Origin of the sequence: Caulifigura coniformis (assembly GCF_007745175.1) — a bacterium.
GTDB lineage: Bacteria > Planctomycetota > Planctomycetia > Planctomycetales > Planctomycetaceae > Caulifigura > Caulifigura coniformis.
In genome coordinates this window covers 6,130,138-6,154,443 of sequence record NZ_CP036271.1, presented here as the reverse complement: position 1 = coordinate 6,154,443, position 24,306 = coordinate 6,130,138, and the positions used below count along the sequence as shown (strand labels likewise).

Annotated in this window: 13 protein-coding genes and 1 pseudogene; 5 read left to right on the top strand and 9 right to left on the bottom strand. The window is 62.8% G+C overall.

Going from position 1 to position 24,306, the window contains the following annotated elements; translation table 11 throughout:
• Positions 1 to 18: 18 nt before the first annotated feature.
• The 3 genes from Pan44_RS24730 to Pan44_RS24720 all read right to left on the bottom strand — a co-directional run bounded on the left by Pan44_RS24730 (position 19) and on the right by Pan44_RS24720 (position 2,504).
• Entirely contained in the window at positions 19 to 1,515 is a 1,497-nt protein-coding gene (locus Pan44_RS24730) for an NHL repeat-containing protein (RefSeq protein ID WP_145034417.1), read from the bottom strand.
• Positions 1,516 to 1,682: 167 nt separating this feature from the next.
• Positions 1,683 to 2,243, bottom strand: coding sequence for an ECF-type sigma factor (locus tag Pan44_RS24725; RefSeq protein ID WP_145034416.1), 561 nt, complete (start codon positions 2,241 to 2,243; stop codon positions 1,683 to 1,685).
• A 24-nt stretch (positions 2,244 to 2,267) separates the two neighbouring features.
• Complete coding sequence (locus Pan44_RS24720; RefSeq protein ID WP_145034415.1) at positions 2,268 to 2,504, bottom strand: hypothetical protein; 237 nt, start codon at positions 2,502 to 2,504, stop codon at positions 2,268 to 2,270.
• Positions 2,505 to 2,763: 259 nt separating this feature from the next.
• Between Pan44_RS24720 and Pan44_RS28015 the strand changes: the two are divergent.
• Positions 2,764 to 3,524, top strand: a pseudogene (locus tag Pan44_RS28015) (transposase); the annotation flags it as partial.
• A gap of 300 nt (positions 3,525 to 3,824) precedes the next feature.
• Here the strand turns inward: Pan44_RS28015 and Pan44_RS24705 are convergent.
• The 5 genes from Pan44_RS24705 to Pan44_RS24685 all read right to left on the bottom strand — a co-directional run bounded on the left by Pan44_RS24705 (position 3,825) and on the right by Pan44_RS24685 (position 12,963).
• A complete protein-coding gene (locus Pan44_RS24705) occupies positions 3,825 to 7,409 on the bottom strand; it encodes a WD40 repeat domain-containing serine/threonine protein kinase (RefSeq protein WP_145034412.1) in 3,585 nt (1,194 codons plus the stop codon).
• A gap of 223 nt (positions 7,410 to 7,632) precedes the next feature.
• Complete coding sequence (locus tag Pan44_RS24700; RefSeq protein WP_231754161.1) at positions 7,633 to 9,114, bottom strand: hypothetical protein; 1,482 nt, start codon at positions 9,112 to 9,114, stop codon at positions 7,633 to 7,635.
• A gap of 255 nt (positions 9,115 to 9,369) precedes the next feature.
• Positions 9,370 to 10,902 (bottom strand): FHA domain-containing serine/threonine-protein kinase, encoded by a 1,533-nt coding sequence (locus tag Pan44_RS24695; protein WP_145034410.1) that lies wholly within the window; start codon positions 10,900 to 10,902, stop codon positions 9,370 to 9,372.
• Between the two features lie 25 nt (positions 10,903 to 10,927).
• Positions 10,928 to 11,560: an ECF-type sigma factor gene (locus Pan44_RS24690; RefSeq protein ID WP_197453628.1), complete on the bottom strand. Its 633-nt coding sequence runs from the start codon at positions 11,558 to 11,560 to the stop codon at positions 10,928 to 10,930.
• Positions 11,561 to 11,793: 233 nt separating this feature from the next.
• Entirely contained in the window at positions 11,794 to 12,963 is a 1,170-nt protein-coding gene (locus Pan44_RS24685; RefSeq protein ID WP_145034408.1) for a hypothetical protein, read from the bottom strand.
• A gap of 486 nt (positions 12,964 to 13,449) precedes the next feature.
• Between Pan44_RS24685 and Pan44_RS24680 the strand changes: the two genes are divergently transcribed.
• Entirely contained in the window at positions 13,450 to 17,016 is a 3,567-nt protein-coding gene (locus tag Pan44_RS24680; protein WP_197453627.1) for a WD40 repeat domain-containing serine/threonine protein kinase, read from the top strand.
• 170 nt (positions 17,017 to 17,186) lie between these two features.
• Here the strand turns inward: Pan44_RS24680 and Pan44_RS24675 are convergent, their stop codons facing one another.
• Complete coding sequence (locus Pan44_RS24675) at positions 17,187 to 18,494, bottom strand: beta-ketoacyl-[acyl-carrier-protein] synthase family protein (RefSeq protein WP_145034406.1); 1,308 nt, start codon at positions 18,492 to 18,494, stop codon at positions 17,187 to 17,189.
• A 285-nt stretch (positions 18,495 to 18,779) separates the two neighbouring features.
• Between Pan44_RS24675 and Pan44_RS24670 the strand changes: the two genes are divergently transcribed.
• The 3 genes from Pan44_RS24670 to Pan44_RS24660 all read left to right on the top strand — a co-directional run bounded on the left by Pan44_RS24670 (position 18,780) and on the right by Pan44_RS24660 (position 24,296).
• A complete protein-coding gene (locus Pan44_RS24670) occupies positions 18,780 to 19,349 on the top strand; it encodes a TetR/AcrR family transcriptional regulator (RefSeq protein ID WP_145034405.1) in 570 nt (189 codons plus the stop codon).
• Between the two features lie 253 nt (positions 19,350 to 19,602).
• The gene (locus tag Pan44_RS24665) at positions 19,603 to 21,066 is read left to right on the top strand and encodes an efflux RND transporter periplasmic adaptor subunit (RefSeq protein WP_145034404.1); all 1,464 of its coding nucleotides are present in this window, start codon (positions 19,603 to 19,605) and stop codon (positions 21,064 to 21,066) included.
• On the top strand, positions 21,063 to 24,296 hold the full coding sequence (locus Pan44_RS24660; protein WP_145034403.1) for an efflux RND transporter permease subunit: 3,234 nt from the start codon (positions 21,063 to 21,065) through the stop codon (positions 24,294 to 24,296). Before Pan44_RS24665 ends, Pan44_RS24660 begins: the two co-directional genes overlap by 4 nt.
• Positions 24,297 to 24,306: the final 10 nt, after the last annotated feature.

The window sequence follows — 24,306 nt, the reverse complement described above, 5'->3', positions numbered from 1 at the left end:
AGCGCTCCGGTTCGAGCGTCACGACTGCCGCAGCCGAAGCCGGAACCCGTAGTTCCTGGTTCCGGCCGTGGTTAACTCGAACACGCCGATGGGATCGGGATCGAAGTCGACCGTTCCGCGGTAGCTGCCAACCACGTGAACCACGCCGCTGGAGTCAACATCGATCCCGCGGCCCGCAGCACCATCAAACGACTCCCCCCAGTTGAAGTTGCCGGATGAGTTGAGCTTGACGACGAACGCGGAACTGCTGGCGCCAGGGATCAGTGAGTAGTTCCCCGATCCCGGATCAAAGTCGGTTGTTCCCGTGAAACTTCCCGTCGCGTAAACATTGCCTGAGTTGTCTACAGAGACGGATCTGACGTAGGTCGATCCCGGTTCAAGCTCGACAAAGCCCCGCGCCCAGGCGAGTGACCCGGAACTGTTCAGCTTGGCGACGAACCCACCTCCCGCGCTGCTGAGCGTCGTCGTCCCGCTGCCGGGATTGAAGTCGACTGTTCCATTGTAAGACCCTCCAACCACCAGGCTTCCGCTCGGATCAATCTCCAGGCTGTTGACCGTCGACGATGAACCAGCGGACGACAGAAACGGACTGACCCAGCCGAACTTCCCATTGGTATCGAGCTTCATGACGAAGCTGGAACTGTAGGAGGAAGTCACCGACTTGACCTTGGAACTTGGGTCGAAGTCCGTTGTCCCTGTGAACGATCCGGTCACATAGACGTTTCCGGTCGAACTGACCTCCAGGTCGCTGCCCAGGTTACTGCGAGTCGTCACCGACTTGGTCCACAACGCGCTGCCGCTCGAGCGGAGTTTCCGAACCTCGTAGGCCTTCGTGTCGCTGCGGTAGCTCAGGGTGTAGACATTCCCCGAGCCATCCACATCAACTCCGCTGACCGCGTCAGCTCCGGTCGTCCCCCAGGACTTCGCCCAGGCCACATCGCCGCTCGAATCGAGTTTGACGAGGAACGCATCGTGCCCACCCTGGCTCGTCAACGTCGCTGAACCAAAGTCGGCCGATTCCGCGAAGACGCCACCGACGTAGACATTTCCCGCGCTGTCGATTGAGATCGATCGCCCGCCGTATCCAGTATTCGTCGACTGATCGCCGCCCATTCGTCGCGCCCAGATCAGCGAGTTGTCCGACGCATACTTGGCGACGTAAATGTCCTGCGAGCCACGCGCCGTGAGAATGTCGGCGTCGCCAGCGTGCGTCGCCCCGGGATCAAAGTCGACAGTCCCGCCGAAGTATCCGGTGACGTAGCTGTTCCCCGCAGAATCAGTGGCAACGTCTTCCCCGATGCTCAGTCCCTCTGCATTTCCAAAGCCAACCGCACCATCAAACGTGGCCGAAAGCAGGGACCGGGCTTCCAGCACCTGCGCGGACGCGAAGCCGCGGTGCTGGCGCATCCCGCGGCGGGCCCGGGGCTGCGCCGGCGCGGTCAGCCCGCGCAGCCAGCGTGTGACGAACAGTCCCCGCTTCTTTGGACGCGCCGTGACAGCCGGAGTTGTCTGCATGCTCTGCTCCTGTGGCCCTGCGGATGGTGAAGAAGGCGCTCGCAGCGGGGAGGCCGGTGGCTGCGAGTCGTGTGGCCCGACATCAGGCGACTGAGAGCTTCAGCGTGACGGGCCCGTCACAACTCCATGCGGAAGACGAGCCCCAACCGTCCGGGAGATTCCGGGAATTATTCGGCGTTCAGCCCAGGTTTTCGCCCCGCGAACCAGGCCCGGGCGAACTGCCAGTTCTCGAATACGGCGGAACGCGACAGGCCCAGCGTCTCGCCGATCTCGGTCATCGACAACCCCGCAAACAGCCGCAGCTTGACGATTTCGGCCGCCTGGGCGTCTTCCGAGGCCAGATCCGTGACCGCCTCATCGAGATCCAAAATCAGGGCAGGATCGGCGGAATAGGCAAGGGCCTGCTCCTCCAGGGGCTCGCGACGGGCGTGTTCGCCCCGTTTGATGGCGTGTTTACGTCGCGCCCAGTCGACGAGGATCTGCCGCATCGAGTTCGCGGCCGCTGCAAAAAAATGCCCGCGATTCTCCCACTTCTGGTCCGAGCCGATCAGCCGCAGGTAGGCCTCATGCACCAGCGCTGTCGCCTGCAGCGTGTGTTCCGGACGTTCCTCCGCCATTCGGACCGCCGCCAGCCGGCGCAGCTCGTCATACACCAGCGGCATCAATTGCTGTGCCGCCTGTGAATCGCCCGCATCGATCGCCGCCAGGATTTGGGTCACCTCGTGCATTTCCAAAAGTGTAACCCTTAAAACCTATGGTTCGCTACAACCGGATCTGGCCTTCTTCACGATGCTGCCGGATTTCGAAACGGCCCCTCCGGCCGCCGTCTCCGGCGAGACACGGAGGCCCGGCGCGGAGTCGAGCGAACACAAAGCCGAGTTGCCGTAGAGGGCAGTCAACCGCTTCACGGCGGAGAACTCTTCCGACGAGAGGCCGTGATCGCCCGGGAGTACCTCCCCATGAGCGGCGACCGGCACAGGCCCGCGCATTGCGGGCTCTAAGATATCTTCTTCCTCGCTGCGGTCCTCTGGATTTACGTCCTCCCGCAGTTCGTCCAGACGCGTGCCGACCGCGAACTCGCTCGATGGCGTGATCGGTCGAGAGCAGGGAGTGGGAACGCGGCTTTCCCTCGGTTGTCAAAGTTGGCGGGTTTCATGGCGATCAAGCTGACCTGCCCCCGTTCAACGGGTCCACAGTTCGGGTAAGTTGTGCCTCGAACGTGGACCTTCACCTGGAGGAGGCAAGGTCATGGCGAGGAAAAGGTTTGGCGCCGAGCAAATCATCCCGAAGCTCAGGGAAGCGGAGGTCGAGATTGCTCAAGGAGCCACAGTGGCGGTCGCCGCCAAGAAGATCGGTGTCACCGAGCAGACGTACTACCGCTGGAAGAAAGAGTACGGCGGTCTGAAGATGGAGCAGGCGAAGCGGCTCAAGGAACTGGAGAAGGAGAACGCCCGCCTGAAGCGGCTCCTGGCCGACGCTGAGTTGGACAAGGCGATCCTGCGGGAGGCTGCCTCGGGAAACTTCTGAGCCCGGCGAAGCGGCGCCAGGCGGTGACCTACGTCCGCAATTCGCTGGGCCCGGAGAACATCTCAGAGCGTCGGGCCTGTCGTGTACTGGGCCAGTTCCGATCCACCCAACGCCGCCAGGCCCACGTTCCTGACGAAGAACCCCGCCTGATCCGGGACATGGTGGCCCTGGCCACTCAGTACGGTCGTTACGGCTATCGCCGGGTGACGGCCTTGCTCCGGAGGGATGGATGGAAGGTGAACCACAAGCGGGTCGAGCGCCTGTGGCGGCAGGAAGGCCTGAAGGTCCCCAAACGGCAGCCAAAACGAAAGCGACTGTGGTTCAACGATGGATCGTGTGTCCGGCTGCGGCCGGCGCATCGGGATCACGTCTGGAGCTACGACTTCGTGCAGACGAGGACGCACGGTGGGAAGCCCGTGTGGACGCTGACGGTGATCGATGAGTCTACCTTGGAGTGCGTGACGATCGACGTGGCCCGGAGATTCACCCAGGGCAGGCGTCTACTTCACATTGCTCATTCTGGCGAGAAGCCTGTCGGGGCGGAGGGCGTGGTCTCGCAGCGTGGCCGCGGGCGGAAGCCTCAGGCATCGCAGAAAGTTGAGCGCGTCAGTCCGTACCGCGGCCAATTGAGGAACTGATCGCCGTGTTCGTGTCCGGTTGGCATCTTCGCCCGGAACCACGTCCAGCACATGGCACACTCTGTTCTCAAACCGCCAGCGGCCTCGCAACAGACTCGAACGCCCTGGGGCTCCACTCCTGCCGGTCCAGTGGATTGCCTCAACCTATTTGGGTGGTTCGCCGGACCACCAGCATGCCCATCCGGCGCCGCTCGCGGCCAGGTAACGTCCGCTGTCATCGAAACCGATCCACGATGCCTGACGACCGCCGCCGGTCAGAGAAAGCAGCGCCTCGCCTGAATTCGCATCCCAAACCATCACCTCTCCGGCATCATCCGCCGTCGCGAGTCGTTCACCGTCTGCACTGAACGTGACAGCAGTGACACGGCCCGCGTGTCCAGCCAGTTCTTTCTTGACCATCCCAGTTGCTGGATCGACCAGGCGGATGATGGGATCAAGCCCTGCGAGCGCCAGTTGATCGCCTTTAACCGACAGCGCTGCGGAGACCGTCGGACTGTTCTCAAGAGCCGGCCGTCCTGAATGGGCCAGTCGCTCAAAATATCGTTCTGCTTGCGCTCCTGCAGCCCTTTCGGCAACCTCCGGTCCGGACGGGTTCTCGACAGCTTCCACGAGCAGTTCCCAGCGACTCTGCCACACGCCATCGACGACGGTGGAGTATGTCCATTTCTTTGGACCACCGATCAATGCCGAAAGTATGCGACCATCCTCCAACAGGAGGAACGGTGTGCTTGTCGGATGTGAAGAGGGGAGGTCTTCCTCCTGCCCGCCAGCGAGCCTTCGCGCCAACAGTCGGCCCTGAGTCGTCAGAAGTCGGACGCTCTCCCGATCAATGCATCCGTCCACAACGTCTCCCCATCGCCGGATCTCGCCATTCTGATGATGGACGAGAACTGCTTCCCCCTCCGCAGTCATTGCCAGGCAATGCACGTCGTCGGGGGACACACGCAGCCTTGTGACCGGGGACCGAAGGGCCACGATTGGGAGTCGCTCGGTCGATCGACCAGCCAGCGTTCGCGAGATGATCGATCCACTGACGGTCCACAGACTCGCCCCCCCCGGCGCAAAGTCTGACGTGGTGAAAACATCACCGGGCACCGGAATCTTGTCCAGCTGCGTCTTGGCCAGAATGCGCCAACGGAACATCTCCCCGTCCGATCGGCTCGCGGCGACCAGGTCGTCCTCTCCCAGTGAGGCAACATGAGTGACAGGCTCAATATGAAGACGTCGCGTTTCCAGAGCCTCCATCTCGCGAGTCATGTCGAGCAGATCGACCGACCCGTCCTGCTTTCCGATCGCCATTCGTTCGTGGGGAGCCAGGCACAGTGACGTAATCCCCTGGGCGGGTAGGCTCTTCACACAAGCAATCCGATTCTCCCCCACTTTCAGGCCCGATACGAGATTCCACGACTTCAGATCCCCTTCCTGATCAACCGCGTAGATTGTTGTTCCATCCCCCGTGATTCCGAGGTGTGACACCGGCGGAGACGCCCCGGTCAGGACTGCATAGACCGGCGTCGGCGTCACGCCAGCAAAGCCCTGCCCCCGTGGCGCCGGACGCATGGTGTAGCCCCAGTACAGGACGTCGCCGTTCCTCGCGGCCGCCGCCACCGCAATCGTGATGGGACGTTGTTGCGGCCCTCGCGGATTGGCGAAATAGGGACTGAACACCGCCGCCGCCGTGATTTCGTTCCAGATCGTCGTATCAGTGCCGAACTCCAGTTTCACTGGCTTCACCACTCGCAGATTCTCCCCTGTGATTCTGTCGCCCGTGGTCTTCGCGGTCTGAAGCTGGACGCTCCGCGCTTCATCGGCTGAGAACGCGATCATCAGCGGCAATGGAGTCTGCAGCGTCCTCGTATCCTTGCCCGCTCGCATCGTCGGATCGAAGGGGCCGGGGATCAGCAGGTCGATCGGACCAGACCCAGCGCGGACGACGTCCGGCGGACGATCCCACTGGCCCACTGTATACACGCGGAGGACGCCATCGGCGGCGCCTGCGATGACGAAACTGATGGCCCGTCCATCGCCTTCCAGATTGAAGCGGGAAAAATCCCCTTTCGGATCAATGAAACCCGATAGAGTCGCGACAGCCATCCTGCCGCGAGGGAGATCTTCTGCTCGAAAACGGATCGTCCCGTCCTGCGGCTCGACGATCGTCATCTCTCCGCGGTCGGTTCCCGTGACGAGAAGGTCGTGCCCCTGCAGGGCCTTGATGTCGGTCAGCCCCGAAACATTGGGGAGTGCAACCGCGCACGCGCTTTCCAATCGCTTCCAGTAGCCATATTCGAACTTGCGCGGGTCGCTCTGATCGGGCAGACGCTCCCGCTCATACCTCGACAGCACGCGCCTGAACTGTGACAGATGGCCGGCTTCCCACGCCCCCTGGGCCGCGCGCATCTCCGACGCATAGCCTCGGCGGGCAAAATCCAATTGTGCAAGAGTCTGAAGACGCGCCGCTTCCCGGGCGGCCTGCTCGGTCGCGTCCTGGGCCAGCCGGGCACGATCTGCCGCATCGGCCTGCTCCTTCTGAGTTCTCTCCCTTTCGCGACGTTCCGCCTCGGCTTGGTCGCGTTCAAGTTTCGCATTTCGCTCTTTGACGAGGTTTCGCTCGGTCTCCAGGTCTTGGGCTGCGTTTTTGAGGTCCTCTGCATTCTTCTCGGCATCACGCGTCTTGCGCTTCGCCGCTTGTTCGCTCTCGATCGCTCTCGCTTTGACAACGACCACGGCCCCTGCCCCGATCAGCACCGAAAGGCAAAACGCAGCCGCAAGTGCCGCGACCAGCGGATTCCGACGTCGCCACCGCCAAAGTCTTTGATGCACCCCCAGCGGACGTGCCAGGACCGGTTCCCCCCGCTCCCACCGCTCCAGGTCCTCGGCCAGTGCATTGCAGTCCGGGTAGCGATCGACAGGATGCTTCGAGATCGCCTTCAGACAGATGGCATCGAGGTCTGCGGGCACGTCGGGGCGGACAGTCCGGATGGCCGGAGCGGAAATCTCGACCGCCTTCTGCATCACCACCGTCGACGAACCGCCGAACGGGCGCGCGCCGGCCAGCAGTTCATACAACGTGATTCCCAGGCTGTACTGGTCGGTCGCCGGACCGATCCGGGACGCCTCTCCTCGAACCTGCTCCGGCGACATATAGGCGGGCGTCCCCTCGAACGACCGTTCCTCTTCACCGCCCGACGCCTGCACCTGCAGTCGCGCCATCCCGAAATCGAGGATCTGCGGCTCTCCTGCCGCGTTCAGCATGATGTTATGCGGCTTGATGTCTCGGTGAATGACGCCGTGGCGATGCGCATACGCAAGCGCCCTCGCCGCCTGCTTCACCCACCGCACTGCGTTCTCAACCGGCGGCCGACCTTCCGCAAGGAGCGACGACAACGTGCGCCCGTCCACGAACTCGTTGGCAATATACGGCCATCCCTGCAGTTCCCCTGCGTCGAACACCGACACGATGTTGGGATGTCGCAGTTTCGCGACCAGCCGGGCTTCATTCAGAAACCGTTCGATCCGCGGCCGGTCCGATACCTTCTTCAGCGGGATCTTCAGCGCGACAAACCGCTCCAGTTGCGGATCGAACGCCCGGAACACCCGCCCGAAGCCCCCTCGCCCCAGCAGTTGCTTCATCTGGTAGCGGCCCAGTTCCCCGATCGAAGGCTCGACCGCTTCCGAACGCACCGGGATGGTCTGCGTCGGTGTGTCCGTCAGTTCGACCGTCTCTGCCATCTCGGATGGCTCTTGCCGGGCCGGACGCGCTGAGGTCGCCTCGAACTCCTCCTGACAACGGGAACACCGCAGTCTCTTTCCGATCTGCTCCTCTGCGATTCTGAGCCAGCGCTGACACTTCTTGCACTGGGTGATGAGACCGGACACTCAATTCTTCCCCGAAAATGGAGACGCTCGTCCCCCCGGCCCAACGATTTGGTACCAACGCTCCCCGCCATCCGCCTCAGGGCGTCCCACGCTCGCTCCCAACGGCCGCAGGGACATTCGATCCTTCCACCGGTGCGTCTTTTGAGTCGACATCCAGCGCCAGCCATTGATCCAGCAGGGACTGGCGTTCGGGACTGAGTTCAGCCTCCAGATACGTCTCCCAGTCACCCTGCCATTTCCGAAGCTCTTGTTGCGGTTGATCGACGGCCTTCGCGACCGTCTTCTGGGCAGCGCGCTTCGCAGCCTGCGTCGCCTTATTCAGACTCGCCTCAGCCCTGCGTCGGTCGGATTTGGCATTCTTTGCGTCCGCCTGGGCCTGGTTGACAAAGGCATTGTGTTTGTTGCGTTCGGCGACAAGTGGCTCCATCTTTTGGACGACGACGGCCAGTTGCTTATGAAGTTCCTTGAGTTCCGTTTCATACCGTGCTGCAAGAACCATCAGTTGCGCCTGCCCCGAGGTTGGATCTCCTGTCGGGGTTGCTGGTGTCGCCTGAGGAGCCCCACCAGCCACTGCCGGCGTCGCGGCGCCCGGGACTGCCGGCACTGGAACCGCTGGCCCCGCGACCGCTGGCGCAGGAGCAACGGCAGCAGGAGCGGCAGCAACTGGCGGAGTTGCTGCTGCCGTGGCCGACGCATCTCCCCCTTGGGGAGCCGGGGTTCCCTGCGGTGCCTGATTCGCCTGTGCCTGCTGAAGCAGCGCTGCCGCCTGCATGGCTCTGTACTGTTCCTGCACCCGGACGAGCTCGAGTTGCCGCGCTGTGATGTGCCCAAGGATTCGAAGACGGACCTTATTCTGCTCGTCAATCTGACTCTCGAGCTTCGGCAGCTTGGCGAGCCCCTCCTTGGCCAGCGCCGCATTCCTGTTCACCTCCTGGTCCCGCTTGATCTTTTCCCCCACCAGGACGCCCGCCTGTTTGTCCGTTTCCTCCTGGATCCCCTTCTCGGCTTTCTCATTCTCCTGTCTGGATCGCTCATCGCGTGTCGAGTTCAGGTTCGTTCGCGCCTCCTCGAGCTCCTTCTGCCGACGCGCAACCTGCTCACGGCCTGCCACATAGCCCAACTTGATCCGCTCCGGCATCGCGAACTCCACATCCTCCCGAAACCTGGCCCATTTGTCCTTCGTCGTTTTTCCTCCAACAATTTCGCCCGTCGCAACCACCCTTCCCAGAAACTCACAGGCTTGGGAGTAGTCCTCGCCAAACGAGTCCGGCTTCACTCGCAGCCGTTCTGCAAGTGACCGTCCCACCGCAAGGCCCGGGTCGCCAAGACCGTTCTGCGACGCCGCGGCGACCTTCATCAGCAACTTCCAGCTCGGCAGATGATCCGCCGACGTTGTTTTCACCGCCATCGTCAGCAGGTCTTCCGCCGCTTTCTTACGGGAATGCGCGACATGCCATTCCGCAATCGAGTAAGGAACGTTCGGATCCTTGGGGTACTTCGCCATCAGGGCCGCCGCCAGTTCGCGCCCCTTGTTCGGATCAGGTCGCGGCAGCAGCACCTGATCAATTTCGGCCTGACTGGCCACCGGAACTTGAGCGATCGCGGCGGACGCAGCCGCCAGAACGCACAGAAATGCCGGCGCAGATGCTGAAAACACCGCGCGAAACCCGCGCACCGGTACTGCCCTGAAATGACGGTCTAACATCGCAGTGGCCCACTCGCGAATTGGAAGACGTGCCGCTCAGCCAGAATCCTATTTTGACCCGTCACCACTCACAAGTGCATTCGCCCGCCGATGACGACGCCCCCCGGTTCACAGAGACTCCCGCTGGCCTTTGCTGGTGTACGGGTACAACGTTTCCCGCATCTCCTCCGCCGAACGGAATCGCTGCGAGGGCGATTTCGCCATCGCCTTCGAGATGAGATCCGCCAGGCCTGCCGGGAGGTCGGGAATCAGGGAGTCCGCGCGGATCGGCGCTTCCTCGAGGATCATGCGCAAGGCACTCGCCTGCGCGGTAAACACGTACGGCAAACGCCCCGTCAGAAAGTTGAACAGCGTCGCCCCGGTGGCATAGAGATCGGATGGCGGCCGGGCCGACCGGCAGTCCACCACTTGTTCCGGCGGCATATACGCCAGCGATCCGCGCGTCACGTCATCTTGAGTCAATCCGCTCAGACCCGCTGTCTGGAAGCTCTTGGCCAGTCCAAAATCCGCGAGCTTCACCCCCATTTTCTTCTGCTGACGGAACAGCAGGATGTTCGCCGGTTTCACGTCGCGGTGCACATAGCCGGCCTGATGCGCAAACTCGAGCGCCTCCAGCACTCGACAGACGATTCCGCATGCCACCTGCCACCGGCGCTGCGGCGTCACATCGCGGCACACTTCGTCGAACGTGATCGTCTCCAGGTGCTCCATCACCAGGAACAGCCGATTCTGGATGCTCCCCAGTTCCACAAACTGCACGATCCGGGGATGCTGCAATTGGCTCAGAACAGACGCCTCGCGCAGAAACATCCGCGTCGCCTCAAGATCCACGGCATGGTCAGGCCGGATGAATTTGATGGCTACCTTGCGGTTCGTCGCCAGTTGCCGCGCCGCGTAGACAACTCCCAGCCCGCCCTCCCCAATCTCGTCGAGGAGTTCGTATCCCGGAACCAGCGGAACCTCGAGAGGAATGTCCGCCTTGGAATCCCGAGAAGAATCCTGGGCGCCTCCCTCCCCTGCCGGCAATGTCTCCGCGGGGTCGACAGCCGGCTTCGCGGGCGGCAGCCTGACCCGCACGCGAATACAGGAATTCCCGAATCGAATCACATCGCCGTTCGTGAGCGGTGAGTCCTTTATCCGCGCGTTGTTGACGAACGTTCCATTGCGGCTGTCCAGGTCGATGATCCTCGCCATCGGCGGATTCATCTCCAGGCGGCAATGATGCCTCGAGAGATGCTGATCCTGCGACAGAGAGAACTGAACGTCCGCCGCACGCCCCACCACGAACGAACAATGCTGCGAGAACTCGAAGGCCTCTCCCGTGTGCGGTCCTTCGATCACATCCAGCGCGACGGCCGGCCCCGTTGGAAACTTGGAGAATGCCAGATCGACGATCGGTCGGCTCTGCGGAAATCGCTGCCGGTAGTCGTCGATTGAAAACGTGTCGCCTCGAACACGGCGCCACCACAACTCAATGTCCAGGAGATCTCCGAGCAGCCCGTTCCGATGATCGCTCGGAGCCCGGACCAGGACCTCTTCAATCAGCACGGGCTTGCGGGCCTTGAACGCGTCTTCGAAGTCCCGGCAAACCTCATCGAGCGCCTGCTCAGACTGCACGGAACTCTGCAATTCCTTGTTCACTGTGAATCACATCCGGAAAGAGCTTTTAGGAACGTTCTCCAAAGCCATTCGAATCGCCGCGCGACCAGCCGTCCCAGATCGTCCGAATGAGTTTCAGACGCCGCTCGACCGTCGGCAGCGATTTTCCGATCCGCTGGGCCACCTCGCTGTTCGTGTGCCCCTGCAGCTTCAGTTCCGCGATCAATCGGGCCTCACCATCGAGCAGCTGAAGCAGCGACTCGGTCGATTCGAACATCATCGCCGCGAACTCAGGCGTCGGCTCCGGCGAAGGAAGCGTGTCGAAGCCTCCCCCATCCCCCTCAACCCACCGAAGGGCCGAATCTCCTCGCACAGAACGACTTCCCCGCTTTTTTCGGCCGGCGTCGCGCAGCAGGTTGATCGCCTTCCTCTGAGTGATCGTGACGAGCAGCTTCCACAGGTCGATTCCGTCCCGAACGTGCTGAAACTGCCCCTCCTCCGCCCTTCGGCACAGCGATTTCATCGCGCTGTTCACCACATCCTCTTCGTCCGCATGCCGCGGCCGGCGCGTCCTCAGGCGCAACTGCACCATCCTCAAAAGCTTCGCGGAAAACCGGTTCCAGACGGCCTCGGCCGCCGCCGGATCACCATCCTGAAGCCTCTCAATCCAGTTCTCGAACGGATCCGTTTCCTCGATCATGGGCCAACCGCCCCGAGAACGATTTGCGACATGACCCGCCCGCAGCCTGGATACCCGGATTCGTGTAACAGAACCAATCACTGTGCTGATGTCGCTGGTCACTTTATCCCTCAACATGCAGGAGGTTCAATTCGTCCGAGTCGGATCGCCAGTCCGCCCAATGGAACGCAGCAGTGATGAGGCGGTGGCGACTTTCGCCCCCGCCCCATCCTGCCTGGCCCTCGCTTTGGAACTCAGTTCTTTCCTGGGAGCATGCTCACCCTCATCCCGTCCATGCGTCCTGCCTCGACAACCCCGTCGGCAGGACGAACTGCGGTCGCATGGGTTGGAGGCAGCGTCCCGCCATAGGCTGGTGAATTGAGGCCGTGGTGGTAGTTGTCGAAGTATCCCGGGCCGAGCAATCTCGACCTCAGGACCGAATTGTGGGCCGGGTTCTGGGCCTTGTAGTGCTCGATCCGGCTCTCCGTCTGGGCCAGCTGGTACTCAAGGGGAGCGACAAGTTCGTTGAAGACTGAGGCCACCGCCAGTTGTGCAGCACTTCCGTACCTCAGCGACATCTCGTTCCGGTCCAGGTACTGAAGCAGGTCGGCGACGGTCCCCCCCGCAAAGTCCGGAGTCGTCTCAGTCCGGGCAATCGGACTCTGGTGGACTGGCATCTCCGCCATCAGGACGAGCTTCTCAACGCTCAACAGGTACGTACGACCGCAGGCCCGCTGCATCGGCGCCGCCTTCACCAGAATCGCCTCTCCATGGTGACGGACGTCCCGAAAACGATTCCTGAGCAGGGTCAGCTCGTCGTGCGCCGGCTGGACCTGTTGCCGCAACTCCGCTGCCACCTCCGTCCAGGTCGATGCGAACCTCCGGAAGCTCTCGGCCCAGCTTGAATGATCATCCACATGGACCGTCAAAGCCGGCGGCAGCGCTGGCAGTGCACCGTCCGGGCCGAGAATCTCAGTCGAGCGCTCCTTGGCGACGAAATGACTTGCTGGCAGATCTTGCACCGCCGTCTGCATGATCTCCCGCAATTCCGGCGACTGCTGCACCGACAGCATGACCTGCCGGGCGGCAAGGCGATCTGTCGACGAACTCCCTCCCTGCGACCATCGGATCGCTCCTTCGATCTGGTTTTCCAGGTGGTCCCGGCGCTGACGCTCGCGAAATTCGTCGCGCCCCAGGTCGCGCACCAGTCGGCGGAAGCTCTTCGATTCCAGTTCCAGCCATTCGCCCGCAAGACGGCGCCGGACGAGCGCCTCACCTGGAAGGAAGTAGCCGTTGTACCTCCATGACTGCGCATCAGCCTGCCCACAGATGAGCGCGATGCAGATCCCGCAGGCCATTCCCAGCGTGCGCCTCGCAATCGACCCAGCGGACCCGTGGGCGACTCCTGATGGTTCATACTGCATGACGGACCCCTTCATTCCTTCGATCTGGTGACATCCGGCGGCGGATGCTTGCCCTTGGTCGCACGGATCGTCCGACGCGGATCGATCAAACGGCCAACACAGCTCTCATCACCAATGCCCCTCCGCCCCCCTCAGCAAACCTCCAGGATTTTCAGAGAACGTCGAAATCCTCGAAAAACGCCGTCAGAAATGAGGGGAATCGCAGCGTCCTGGTGATGAGGGTCTCGGAACGTCACTCACAGGCCGACGGTCTGCCTGCGCGGTCGACCTCCCGCCTCTAGACACCCCCACCTCATGCTCACCGCCCTCCGTTCAGACTGCCCTCACTGCCGGAACGCACTGAAGGCTCGCGTCGATCAGGTTGGATCGAGGGTTCGGTGTCCGGCGTGCCGACACGAATTTGAGCTGGCCGACGTTCGTACTGCGGCGGCCCTGTCAGGCCAGCCCGAGTTCTCCGCGTCAACGGTGAACCGTGATGCAACCTCAATGTCGCCGCACAGGCCCAGCCCTGAACCGACGTCCGCGGGCCACCCGGCCGCCCCGGGGTCACTCGGCCGATATCGACTGGAAAACGTCCTGGGCCAGGGAGCGTTCGGCCGTGTCTACAGGGCATTTGACAGTCAGCTGGAGAGATACGTCGCGCTCAAAGAACTCCTGTCTGCCGGCCGCTCGCCGGCTCGACTGTCGCGATTCGTAAACGAGGCGCGGTTTGCAGGACGACTCCGCCACCCCAATATCGTCCCTACATTTGAATCGGGCGAAGTTGATGGCCGCTATTTCATCACCTCACAATTCATCGACGGCTTGTCGCTTGCCGATCTGGCCAGGTCGCAGCGTCCCGCGCCGCGTCAGTGCGTCCAGTGGACGATGGCTCTGGCGAACTCGCTGGCCTACGCCCACTCCATGGGCATTGTGCACAGAGACGTCAAACCGGCGAACATTCTGGTCGACGATCGGAATGAGCCGCAGCTCGCGGATTTTGGCCTCGCCATGACGCGCGAAGTCGCCACGAGGGCAACAGTCGACGGCGCCATCCTCGGTTCTCCCGCCTATATGTCGCCTGAACAGGCGCGCGGCGACATCGCGGCCGTCGGCCCCGCCAGCGATCAGTTCAGCCTCGGCGTCACACTGTTCGAACTGCTCGCCGGCCGCCCTCCCTTTGAGGGCAGCAGCCATCTCGTGATCAGTCGGATCGTCTCGACGGAGGTCCCTTCGGTGCGCAGCGTGGCGCCACTCATCGATCAGGACCTTGACGCAATCGTTCGCAAGTCGACGCGCCCCGACATCACCGAGCGTTACGGCAGCTGCGCCGAACTCGCGGAAGACCTCGGTCGTTGGCTTGAGGGCCGGGAAACCCTGGCCCGTCCGGAAACCTGGTTGCAGCGCTGGCGCCGCTGGCATCGACGTGAGCGCGCGATGTCCCGTCTGCTCACGGCGCTGATCGCGGCCCTCGCGTTCATCGCAATCGGTGGCTCCGCCGCGGCCTGGAGACAAACGGCCCTGACAAGGATTGCCAATCATCGGAAACGCGATGCCGAAGAAAGCCTCGAGAAGCAGCGACAGGCCCAGGGCGACCTGAAGAGATCCGTGCACCGCGAAACGGCGGCAAGAGCCGAGGCGGTCACCGCAAAACATCTTGCTGAACAGCGGGCCGATTCGGAACGTGCGATCGCGCACCGGCTCAGAACCACCGCCTACGGTGCCGAAATGGCCCTCGCTGAATCCGCCTGGCACAGCAATCAGATCCGCCGTGTGACGGAAATGCTCCGGCGGCAGATCCCGGCCGAAGGAGCGGAAGATCTGCGAGGCTTTGAATGGCACTACCAGGCGGCACTCCTGAAGACCCAGATGACCGAATACGCCTCTCCGAACTGGTATGGCCGCTTTGCACTCAGTTCCGATGGTCGCCGGATCGTCATCCTGACTTCCACCGGGGCCAGGCAGTTCGCGGTCACGCCCCTCAACCAGACCCCAGACGAACTCGTCGCGCCTGCCGGCACTCCCGGTCGCAGCCCGGATCCCACGATCGAAACCTGCGTTCACAGCGCGTCCCCCACTCTGGACGCCCTTCTTCACGACACGGGCGCTCCTGACTCCGCGGGACGCTCTCGGGGGCCGGCAGCCGATCCGCAACGGGTCGCTGCGTCTCCGGCACTCCCACCTGGCACGCTGAGAATTGCTCCGGAAAAGGCGGCCCTCGGTCACCTTGCCTACCTTCCGGACGGCCAGACTCTCGCCTGCCGTACCTCGACGGATCTCACCACCTGGAAGCCGTCCAATTCCACGCTCCCCGGTATCAAACAGCCGGTCTCTGGAGCGGCCGCAGCGAACGATCGACTTTCGATGAGTCGTGACGGCCTGGTGGTCACAGCGGGCGACGTTGTCAGCGTCATCGACCTCACCGCGAAGCCGCCCACCGATGTCATCTCCACCAGGGAGAACCGCGGAGGGCCGACGTTCGACAAAAAGCTGGAGCCCGTCTGGACACTGCAGACGCTCGCCCCCCGAAGAAGCCTGTTCGCCCGCATCAGCCCGAATGGCAAGCTCGTGGCCGCCGGATTTCCGAACAGGACCATCGTCATCTGGAACCTGGCGACCGGCGGAAGCTATCGCGTCGTTACGCTCGACGCCGACCCGGTCGACCTGGAATTTGATTCTGCTTCCCACGCTGTCGCAGTCATCACTGAGAGTGGCGCCCTGCAGCTGATGGAAGTCGCTGGAAAGCTCCTCTGGACTCGACCCGCTGCACCCGGCATCCGATTGACTCGCGTCAGCTTCGACCGCACCGACCGAGTCGTCGTCGGCACGGACCTGGGTGAGGTAACTCTCTTAGACGCACGATCTGGAGTCGTCGACCGAACGTTGCGACGTCACCATCAGTCCATCACAGACATCACAGTCGATCCTCTTCATAACGTCCTGTGGTCGATGGATAGCTCCGGACGTCTCTGCCAGTGGAGCCTGGCGTCCAGGGCGGTCGAGCGCCACTTCGCCAGTTTCGGTTCGCCGATCGCTTCCATCGCATGCGCACCCGACGGCAGTTGGATTGCGGTTCTCCCTCGGCACGAAGATCCGTTCCTCTTCGAAAGGCTTGCGCGGCGCGTGGCCGCTCCTGCGACGCGCCCGGTCCGAATTTTCGACACCGAAGACGGCCGATTGATCGCCACGTTGAACGACGACGATACAGACGCTCCGCCGACAGCCGGGCGAGCTGAGAGAATCATGCACGCGATCTCCATGCCACGGGTGAACGTCTCGCTCGCGGTCAATCGCGCGGGGGATCGACTGGCTGTCGGTCGTAAGGATGGCCGCTGCACGATTTACGACACGGCGACCTGGCGGCCCGTCAGTACCATCGGCCTGTTCCCCGCAAAGAAAGAAGGATGGCCCACGCAGTTCCTCGCGCAGCTCGGATATTCATCCAGCGAGGATCGGTTATTGGCTCTCTCATCCAATCTTGCGATGGTCTCTGTCCCGACCGACGCGCGCTGGCCCATCCTCTTCGGTAACGGCCAGCCCACCGTCGTCAGCGAATCGGTTCAAAACGCCACTCGACAGGTCGACTTTTCAACCACCGGACTGAAGGATCGAAAAGTCCTCGCACACGATCTCCGGGGGGCGAGATTCGTCGAGCAACGTCAGACAGCGGATGGTCCCCGGTTGTGCGTCGTCAGCCTCCACACTGGCGAAATCCTTCAGGCCATCGAGGAGCGACCCGCATGGATCGACACCATCACCGACTCGGCGCTCAGTTTGGACGGCCGATGGTTCATCGCCATGCGGCAGACAGGCTGGTCGACGGTCTGGGATCTCGACACCGGCGAGAAGCAATTCGAAGCCCTGACTCACAGCGGTCGCATGTCGTCGGTCGAGTTCTCGCCTGATGGATCGCGTCTTCTGATCGGTGCCTCTGGACTGCTCCGCCTGTGGAGCCTCCGCAGCGTTCAGGAACTCCGTTCTTTCACCGGCGACGGCGGCCGATTCCTGCCTGACGGCCGGCGACTCCTGATCTACGGCGAGAACGGAAAGCTCCGCATCATCGATGCGCGCTGACCCGGCTTCGCCACCCGCTGGAAGCCTTCAGCAATCGAGAACCGTTCCTTGACCCTCCACAGCAACGACGCGGAACTCAAAATGACGCCACGAAGGCCTGCTGCTCACCGGTCCTCAGGGAGAACAAGAATGGTGGACCGAGACCTCGCCCTTCCACCAGCACCACCCGCTCATCGCCCGGCCGAATCCCCCAGGGCCGAGAAGATGAGCGACGCGTTCTGCCCCCCGAAGCCCGAGTTGTTCGTCATGACGGTGCGGAGTTTCCGCTCGCGTGGCTCCCGCGGAACATAGTCCAGATCGCAGTCCGGGTCGGGCGATTCATAGTTGGCCGTTGGCGGGACCAGGCCGTCCGAAATTGCCTTCAAACAGAACATCGCCTCGAGCGCCCCGCACGCCGCCACGAGATGACCGGTTGAACCCTTCGTACTCGAAACGGGAATCGCCCGCACGGCCTCCCCCAGGGCAGTCTTCAGAGCGACAGTCTCCACCTTGTCGTTCGTCTTCGTGCTGGTTCCGTGCGCATTGATGTAATCGAGATCACCCGGATTCAGTCGCGCATCCTGCAGCGACAGCTGCATCGCCCGGGCCATCCCATTGCCATCTGGCGGGATATCAGTGATCCGATAAGCATCCGACGTCGCCCCGTAGCCCCGCACCTCGCCGTAGATCTTCGCTCCGCGTTTCCGGGCCGCTTCGAACTCCTCCAATACGAGCATGGCCGCCCCCTCGCCGAGAACGAACCCGTCCCGATCCCGGTCGAAGGGCCGCGACGCCTGCGTCGGGTCGTCGTTCCGTTTGGAAAGCGCTGTCAGCAGGCAGAAGCCGGTGACCCCGAACGGATGGATCATGCTGTGGGAGCCGCCTGCGAGCATCATGTCCGCCGAGCCATCACGGATCAGTTCAGTGGCTTCGCCAATCGCCTGGGTCGAAGCGGCGCAGGCCGTCAGGGAATTGACGTTCGGCCCCCGGGCATGAAACAGGCCGGCCAGCCGCGCGGCCAGCATGTTTGGCTCCTGGTGCAGTTCGATCTCCGGGTCGAGCCGCTGAAGTCCCAGTTCGATGAATCGCCGGAGGTCGCACACATCGTTCGCGTCCATCGACTCGGTAATGACGGTCATCATCAGGTGAAAGTCCTGGGCCCCCTCTCCCGATCCCAGGTACACTCCGAATCGAGTCGGATCGACCTGCTTCTCAACCTCCAGCCCGGCATCACGGACCGCCTGCACCGCGGCGGCAACTCCGTACTGGATGTTCGGGCCGCACTTCGCGAACGAAGGCAACAGCCGCGGATCAATCCAGTCGCCCAGATCAAACCCGGCGACCTCCGCGGCGATCCGTGTCGGCAATCCGGCCGTCTCGAACCGCGTGATCGGCCCCACGCCCGAGCACCCCTCCCGAGCCTGTTTCCAGGCCTCTGCCGGCGATTGACCGACCGGCGACACGCAACCCATTCCAGTAACCACGACGCGACGACGCATGGGACATGACTTCAGGCGAGAGACCGAAAACTTGGAACGCAACGCACCGCCGAATCCTAGGACGATTGACCTGATAAACGAACCTGCGGCCCGCCCGACGCCATCACGGACCACCGGTTGCCGTCAGTCAGTGATTGAATCAGGTCCCGTTTTCAGTACGATAGTAATGATTACCGTGATACGACAAGGACGTTGTCCGATTTGGGCCCTTGTGCGTGCCCGCATTCTTCGCGAGTCGTCATCCGCCAAGCCGACTTGAGAGAACCCTTCAGGAGTGAGCCTGCCATGAAAGTCAGTCGCGAACAGGCCGCTCGCAACCGGCAGCACGTGGTCGAAACAGCCTCCCGGTGCTTTCGCGAGAAAGGCTTTGACGGCATTGGCATCGCCGATCTCATGCGGGAGGCCGGACTGACCCATGGCGGGTTCTATGGCAACTTTGACTCCAAGGAAGATCTCATCGCGGAAACCTGCGAACGGGCACTGGGACGCGCCCTCGGGCGATGGAAAGCCCTCGCCGACGCGCACCCCGATCGCCCCATGGAGGCAATCGCAAAAGACTACCTGACGGTCAGACATCGCGACTCGATGGGTGAGGGCTGCTTCCTGGCGGCCCTGGGAAGCGACCTGGTTCGTCGCGACACGTCGGTCCGTTCCCGGTTCACATCAGGTTTCAAGACCCTGATCGACGCGCTGACGTCAGCGATTCCCGGGCGCTCCCGTGCGGCCCGGCGCGAACGGGCTCTCGGGGCCTGGTCCACTCTGATTGGCGCCCTCATCTTGGCCCGGGTCGTCGACGACGACGAACTGTCTCGGGAGATCCTCGGCGCCGGGCTGGCCGCCGTGAATCACAAATAGAAGCAATCTCCTCGGTCTGCGAGTCGCGCCATGACCTCCTCATGACAGCCGACGGCCCCTGAGGCTCCCTCGCCGTCTGGCGACGTGTCGACACTTCGGCCCGCCAACGCAACTCGTGTCCCCACGCCGCTTAAAGTTCACTCATACTTTATTTGTCGCCTCTTCTCACGGAATTCCTGTAAGGCTCTGGCCATTTGACAGGTAGACACCCCTGCAGATGCTCGCCGGAAAACACTTCAGGATGCGGTGAACTATGAGTGCGATTCCCAGGATTTCTGTCCAACGGATTGTGGCCTCGGGACTGCTCGGCCTGATCGCCGGTTGTTCGAAGCCCCCGGAAGTCCCGCCTCCCCAACCCATTGCGGTCACAGCCACCAGGCCGGTTCGGACATCGATCGTTGAATGGGATGAATACGTCGGCCGGATCGACGCCATCGAAGAAGTCGAAGTTCGGGCGCGCGTCAGCGGGCATCTTGAGTCGACGCACTTCGTCGAAGGGCAGATTGTCCAGGAGGGCGATCTCCTGGCGATTCTCGATCAGCGCCCGTTTCGAATCGCAGTGGAACTCGCCGAGGCCGATCTGGAAGGCGCGGAAGCCCGTGCCCACGAGGCCCGCGCACAGCTCGTTCAGGCAGAAGCCGAAGTCCGCTCCGCAGAATCGCAGCAGGAACTGGCGACAAAGAACCTGGAACGAGGCCGACGTCTGGTTGTCAGCAACGCGGTGACCCAGGAACAGATGGATGTCCGGGAGTCCGGCTTCAAACAGGCGGTCGCTGACCTCGATGTGAAAGCCGCCCGCGTGGCGCTGGCGAAGTCCGCCGTCGTCACCGCAGAGGCCGACAACCGTGCGGCCCAGGCCCGACTCGCTGCCTCCCGGCTGAATCTGGAATACACCGAGGTGCGGGCCCCGGTTTCAGGACGCGTCGGCGCACGAGCCGTCACCGATGGAAATCTGATCAGCGGAGGCTCCGAGCAGGCGACGTTACTGACGACGATCGTCTCCCTCGACCCGATTCACGTCGACTTCGACGCCGACGAGCAGTCGTACCTGCGGTATATGAGGCTCTCCGATTCGGGAGCCATCGCCAGCATTCGCGAGAGCCGCCTGCCCGCCTATGTCCGTCTGGCCGACGAGCACAAAGGCTTCCCGCATTCCGGACAGCTCGATTTCCTCGACAACCGCATGAATCGGCGGACGGCCACGATGCGTGGCCGTGTCATCCTGACGAACCCGGACTTCCAGCTCACTCCTGGCCTCTTCGGGAAGGTGCGCATTCCCGGCAGCGCACGCTACGACGCGATCCTCATTCCCGATTCGGCCATCGCCACCGACCAGTCGGAAAAATATGTCTACGTCCTCGATGACAACGACACCGTCCAGCGCCGGAAGATCGCGATTGGCAAACGGGCTCAAGGTCTGCGGATTGTCCGCGAAGGCCTCACCGGCGAAGAGCAGATCGTGCTCCGTGGCCTCCAGAGGGTGCAGCCCGGCGCCGTCGTGAAAGCCACCGTCGAGGATACGGTCGCCCTCGATGACGGCCTGCCCATGGACGCCCGGCCCGTTCCCCGCGACCAGTGGCTTCAATCGTATCGCAGCAAGCCGGCACCCGAGACAGGCGACGGCGACAACGGACCGGTCGCGACGGTTCCCACGGGCGCCCTGGTGACCGGACAACTCCCGGCCGACGTCGCGACGGAGAACGAGGTGACGCCATGAAGGTTGCCCATTTCTTTATCGACCGGCCGATCTTCGCGACGGTCATCTCGATCGTTCTGACTATCTTCGGCGCCATCTCCTACCTGGCTCTGCCGGCCGCACAATATCCCGACATCGTCCCCCCCACCGTGGTGGTCCGCGCCAGCTATCCCGGCGCGTCGCCCGAAGTGATCGCGGACACCGTCGCCACGCCGATCGAGCAGGAAGTCAACGGCGTCGAAAACATGCTCTACATGTCGTCGCAGAGCACGACCGACGGCCAGATGGAACTGACCGTCACCTTCAAGCTGGGAACGAATCTCGACGACGCCCAGGTCCTCGTTCAGAACCGCGTTGCGACGGCCGAATCGCGGTTGCCGGAAGAGGTCCGGCGTCTCGGCGTCACGACGCTGAAGTCGTCCCCCGACATCCTGATGGTCATCCACCTGGTCTCGCCGGATAAACGCTACGACCAGCTGTATCTCAGCAACTACGCACTGATCCAGGTCCGTGATGCGCTGTCGCGCGTGGAAGGCGTCGGAAGCATCACGTCGCCAGGGCTCCGCGAATACAGCATGCGGGTCTGGCTCGATCCGGAAAAACTCTCCCATCTGTCGTTGACGCCGGCCGACGTCGTGCAGGCCATGCAGTCGCAGAACCTGCAGGTCGCCAGCGGCGTCATCGGTCAGCCCCCCCAGACTGGCGTCGGCGATTTTCAGTTGACCGTCAAGACCCTGGGACGGCTGATCGAGCCCGGGCAATTCGCCGAAATGGTCGTCAAGACGGGCGACGACGGACGAACCGTGCGTGTCAGCGATGTGGCCCGCATCGAGCTGGGGGCACGCGACTATTCGATCAACAGCTATGTCGACGGCGAAGTCGGCGTCGGCATGGCCATCTTCCAGTTGCCCGGTTCCAACGCGCTCGCCACCGCCGCAGAACTCCAGAAGACGATCGAACGCCTCTCAAAAAGCTTCCCCGAGGGACTCACCTACCGGATCGCCTACAACCCGACGGTGTTCGTCCGTGAATCGATCGACTCCGTCATTCACACGCTCTACGAGGCGGCGATCCTCGTAGTCATCGTGGTGCTCGTGTTCCTGCAGAACTGGCGGGCCACGCTCATTCCATTGATCGCAATCCCCGTTTCGCTTGTCGGGACGTTCGCCGCCATGGCGGCCTTTGGCTTCTCGCTGAACATGCTGTCGCTGTTCGGACTCGTCCTCGCCATCGGAATTGTCGTCGACGATGCGATCGTCGTGGTCGAAAACGTCGAGCGTCACATCCATGCCGGGCTCTCGCCACGTCAGGCCGCCCACAAGGCGATGGATGAAGTGACGGCCGCCGTCATCGCCATCGCGGTCGGCTTGTCCGCGGTCTTCGTTCCCACGGCCTTCATTTCCGGAATCAGCGGGCAGTTCTACCGACAGTTCGCGCTGACGATCGCCGTGTCCACACTGTTGTCGGCCATGGTCTCCCTCACCTTGAGTCCCGCGCTATGCGCCATCCTGTTGCAGCCCAAAGGGGCTCCCAAAGACTGGTTCGGGCGTGCCTGGGATTTCCTGTTCGGCTGGTTCTTCCGCGGCTTCAACCGCTTCTTCGACCGCGTCAGCAACGGATACGCGCGCAGCGTAGGCTGGCTTCTGCGCCGGCTGGCGTTGCCCTTGCTGCTCTACGCGTTCCTCATCGGCCTGACCGGCGTCGGCTTTCAGACGGTGCCCAGCGGGTTCATTCCGCGGCAGGACAAAGGCTACCTGATTACCGTCATCCAGCTCCCTGATGGGGCCTCGCTCGAGCGGACTGATGCCGTCGTCCGCCGGGTCAGCGAGATCATCCGGAAAAACCCTGTCGTCGGCCACACGGTGGAGTTCGTTGGGTTCTCCGGAGCCGCACGCTCGGCCAATCCCGCCGCCGCGGTCGTCTTCTTTGGCCCTCCATTGCCCGATGAACGGAAGAACCCGAACGACCAGCCCAACATCCTGAACGAACTGGACGCGATCCAGCAGGCCCTCATGGAGATCCCCGACGCCAACATCTTCGTCATCCCTGCTCCACCCGTTCAGGGCCTCGGGAACTCCGGCGGATACAAGTTCGTGATCCAGGATCGGGCGGGCCACGGCGCCCAGGCCCTGCAGCAGGCCACACAGGAGCTGATCGCTGCGGCCCAGAAGGAGCCCGCCCTGGCGGGAGTCTTCACCATCTATGGAGCCTCGACTCCGCAGCTGTTCGCCGACGTCGACCGTGTGAAAGCTCAGATGCTGAACGTGCCGCTGACGAACGTCTTCGACGCCCTGCAGGCCAACCTCGGATCCTCATACGTCAACGACTTCAATCTCTACGGCCGGACGTTCCAGGTCCGGGCGCAAGCGGAGGCCTCCTTCCGCGACGCGGCAGATGACATCACGGAACTGAAAACACGGACGTCCACCGGCGAAATGGTCCCGCTGGGGTCTGTGGTCGATGTCCGCTGGGAAACCGGCCCCGACCGCGTCGTGCGCTACAACATGTACCCCTCCTCGGAAGTTCAGGGGGATACGGCGCCGGGCTACAGCTCGGGCCAGGCGATCCGGACGATCGAGCGCCTCGCCGCGACGGTGCTGCCCCAGGGCATGACCATCGAATGGACCGACATCGCGTTTCAGGAACAGCTCGCCGGAAACACCGCCCTGTACATCTTCCCGCTGTGTGTGCTGTTCGTGTTCCTCGTCCATTCCGCGGAATATGAAAGCTGGTCGCTTCCCCTCGCGATCATCCTGATTGCCCCGATCTGCCTCCCCTTTGCGCTCGGAGGCGTCTGGTTGCGGGGCATGGACAACAACCTCATCACCCAGATCAGCTTCGTCGTGCTGATTGGCCTCGCAGCCAAGAACGCGGTGTTGATCGTCGAGTTCGCCAAGCAGCAGGAGAAGGAAGGGCTCACAAGTTTCCAGGCGGCCGTGGAAGCCTGCCGGATGAGACTGCGGCCCATCATCATGACCTCCTTCGCCTTCATTCTCGGCGTCGTCCCGCTCGCACGGGCCGTGGGCCCCGGCTTTGAGATGCGGCAGGTCCTCGGAACAACGGTCTTCAGCGGCATGCTCGGAGTGACGATCTTCGGCCTGTTCCTGACGCCAGCGTTCTATGTCGTCCTGAGAAAGGCATCCGCGTTCTTCTGGAAAACTCGGCAGGAAGCACTCGCGCCCCGCCCCTCCTCGCACCATCCGGCGACGCTCGAATCGAAAGCCCCAGAGCACGAGCCGGCTGTCTATTGACGATCTCCGG

Coding starts and splice junctions, on each gene's coding strand:
- Pan44_RS24685 (WP_145034408.1), bottom strand. CDS start 12,963: ATGCAGTATGAACCATCAGGAGTCGCCCACGGGTCCGCTGGGTCGATT.
- Pan44_RS24705 (WP_145034412.1), bottom strand. CDS start 7,409: ATGGCAGAGACGGTCGAACTGACGGACACACCGACGCAGACCATCCCG.
- Pan44_RS24665 (WP_145034404.1), top strand. CDS start 19,603: ATGAGTGCGATTCCCAGGATTTCTGTCCAACGGATTGTGGCCTCGGGA.
- Pan44_RS24725 (WP_145034416.1), bottom strand. CDS start 2,243: ATGCACGAGGTGACCCAAATCCTGGCGGCGATCGATGCGGGCGATTCA.
- Pan44_RS24670 (WP_145034405.1), top strand. CDS start 18,780: ATGAAAGTCAGTCGCGAACAGGCCGCTCGCAACCGGCAGCACGTGGTC.
- Pan44_RS24730 (WP_145034417.1), bottom strand. CDS start 1,515: ATGCAGACAACTCCGGCTGTCACGGCGCGTCCAAAGAAGCGGGGACTG.
- Pan44_RS24660 (WP_145034403.1), top strand. CDS start 21,063: ATGAAGGTTGCCCATTTCTTTATCGACCGGCCGATCTTCGCGACGGTC.
- Pan44_RS24690 (WP_197453628.1), bottom strand. CDS start 11,560: ATGATCGAGGAAACGGATCCGTTCGAGAACTGGATTGAGAGGCTTCAG.
- Pan44_RS24680 (WP_197453627.1), top strand. CDS start 13,450: ATGTCGCCGCACAGGCCCAGCCCTGAACCGACGTCCGCGGGCCACCCG.
- Pan44_RS24675 (WP_145034406.1), bottom strand. CDS start 18,494: ATGCGTCGTCGCGTCGTGGTTACTGGAATGGGTTGCGTGTCGCCGGTC.
- Pan44_RS24720 (WP_145034415.1), bottom strand. CDS start 2,504: ATGCGCGGGCCTGTGCCGGTCGCCGCTCATGGGGAGGTACTCCCGGGC.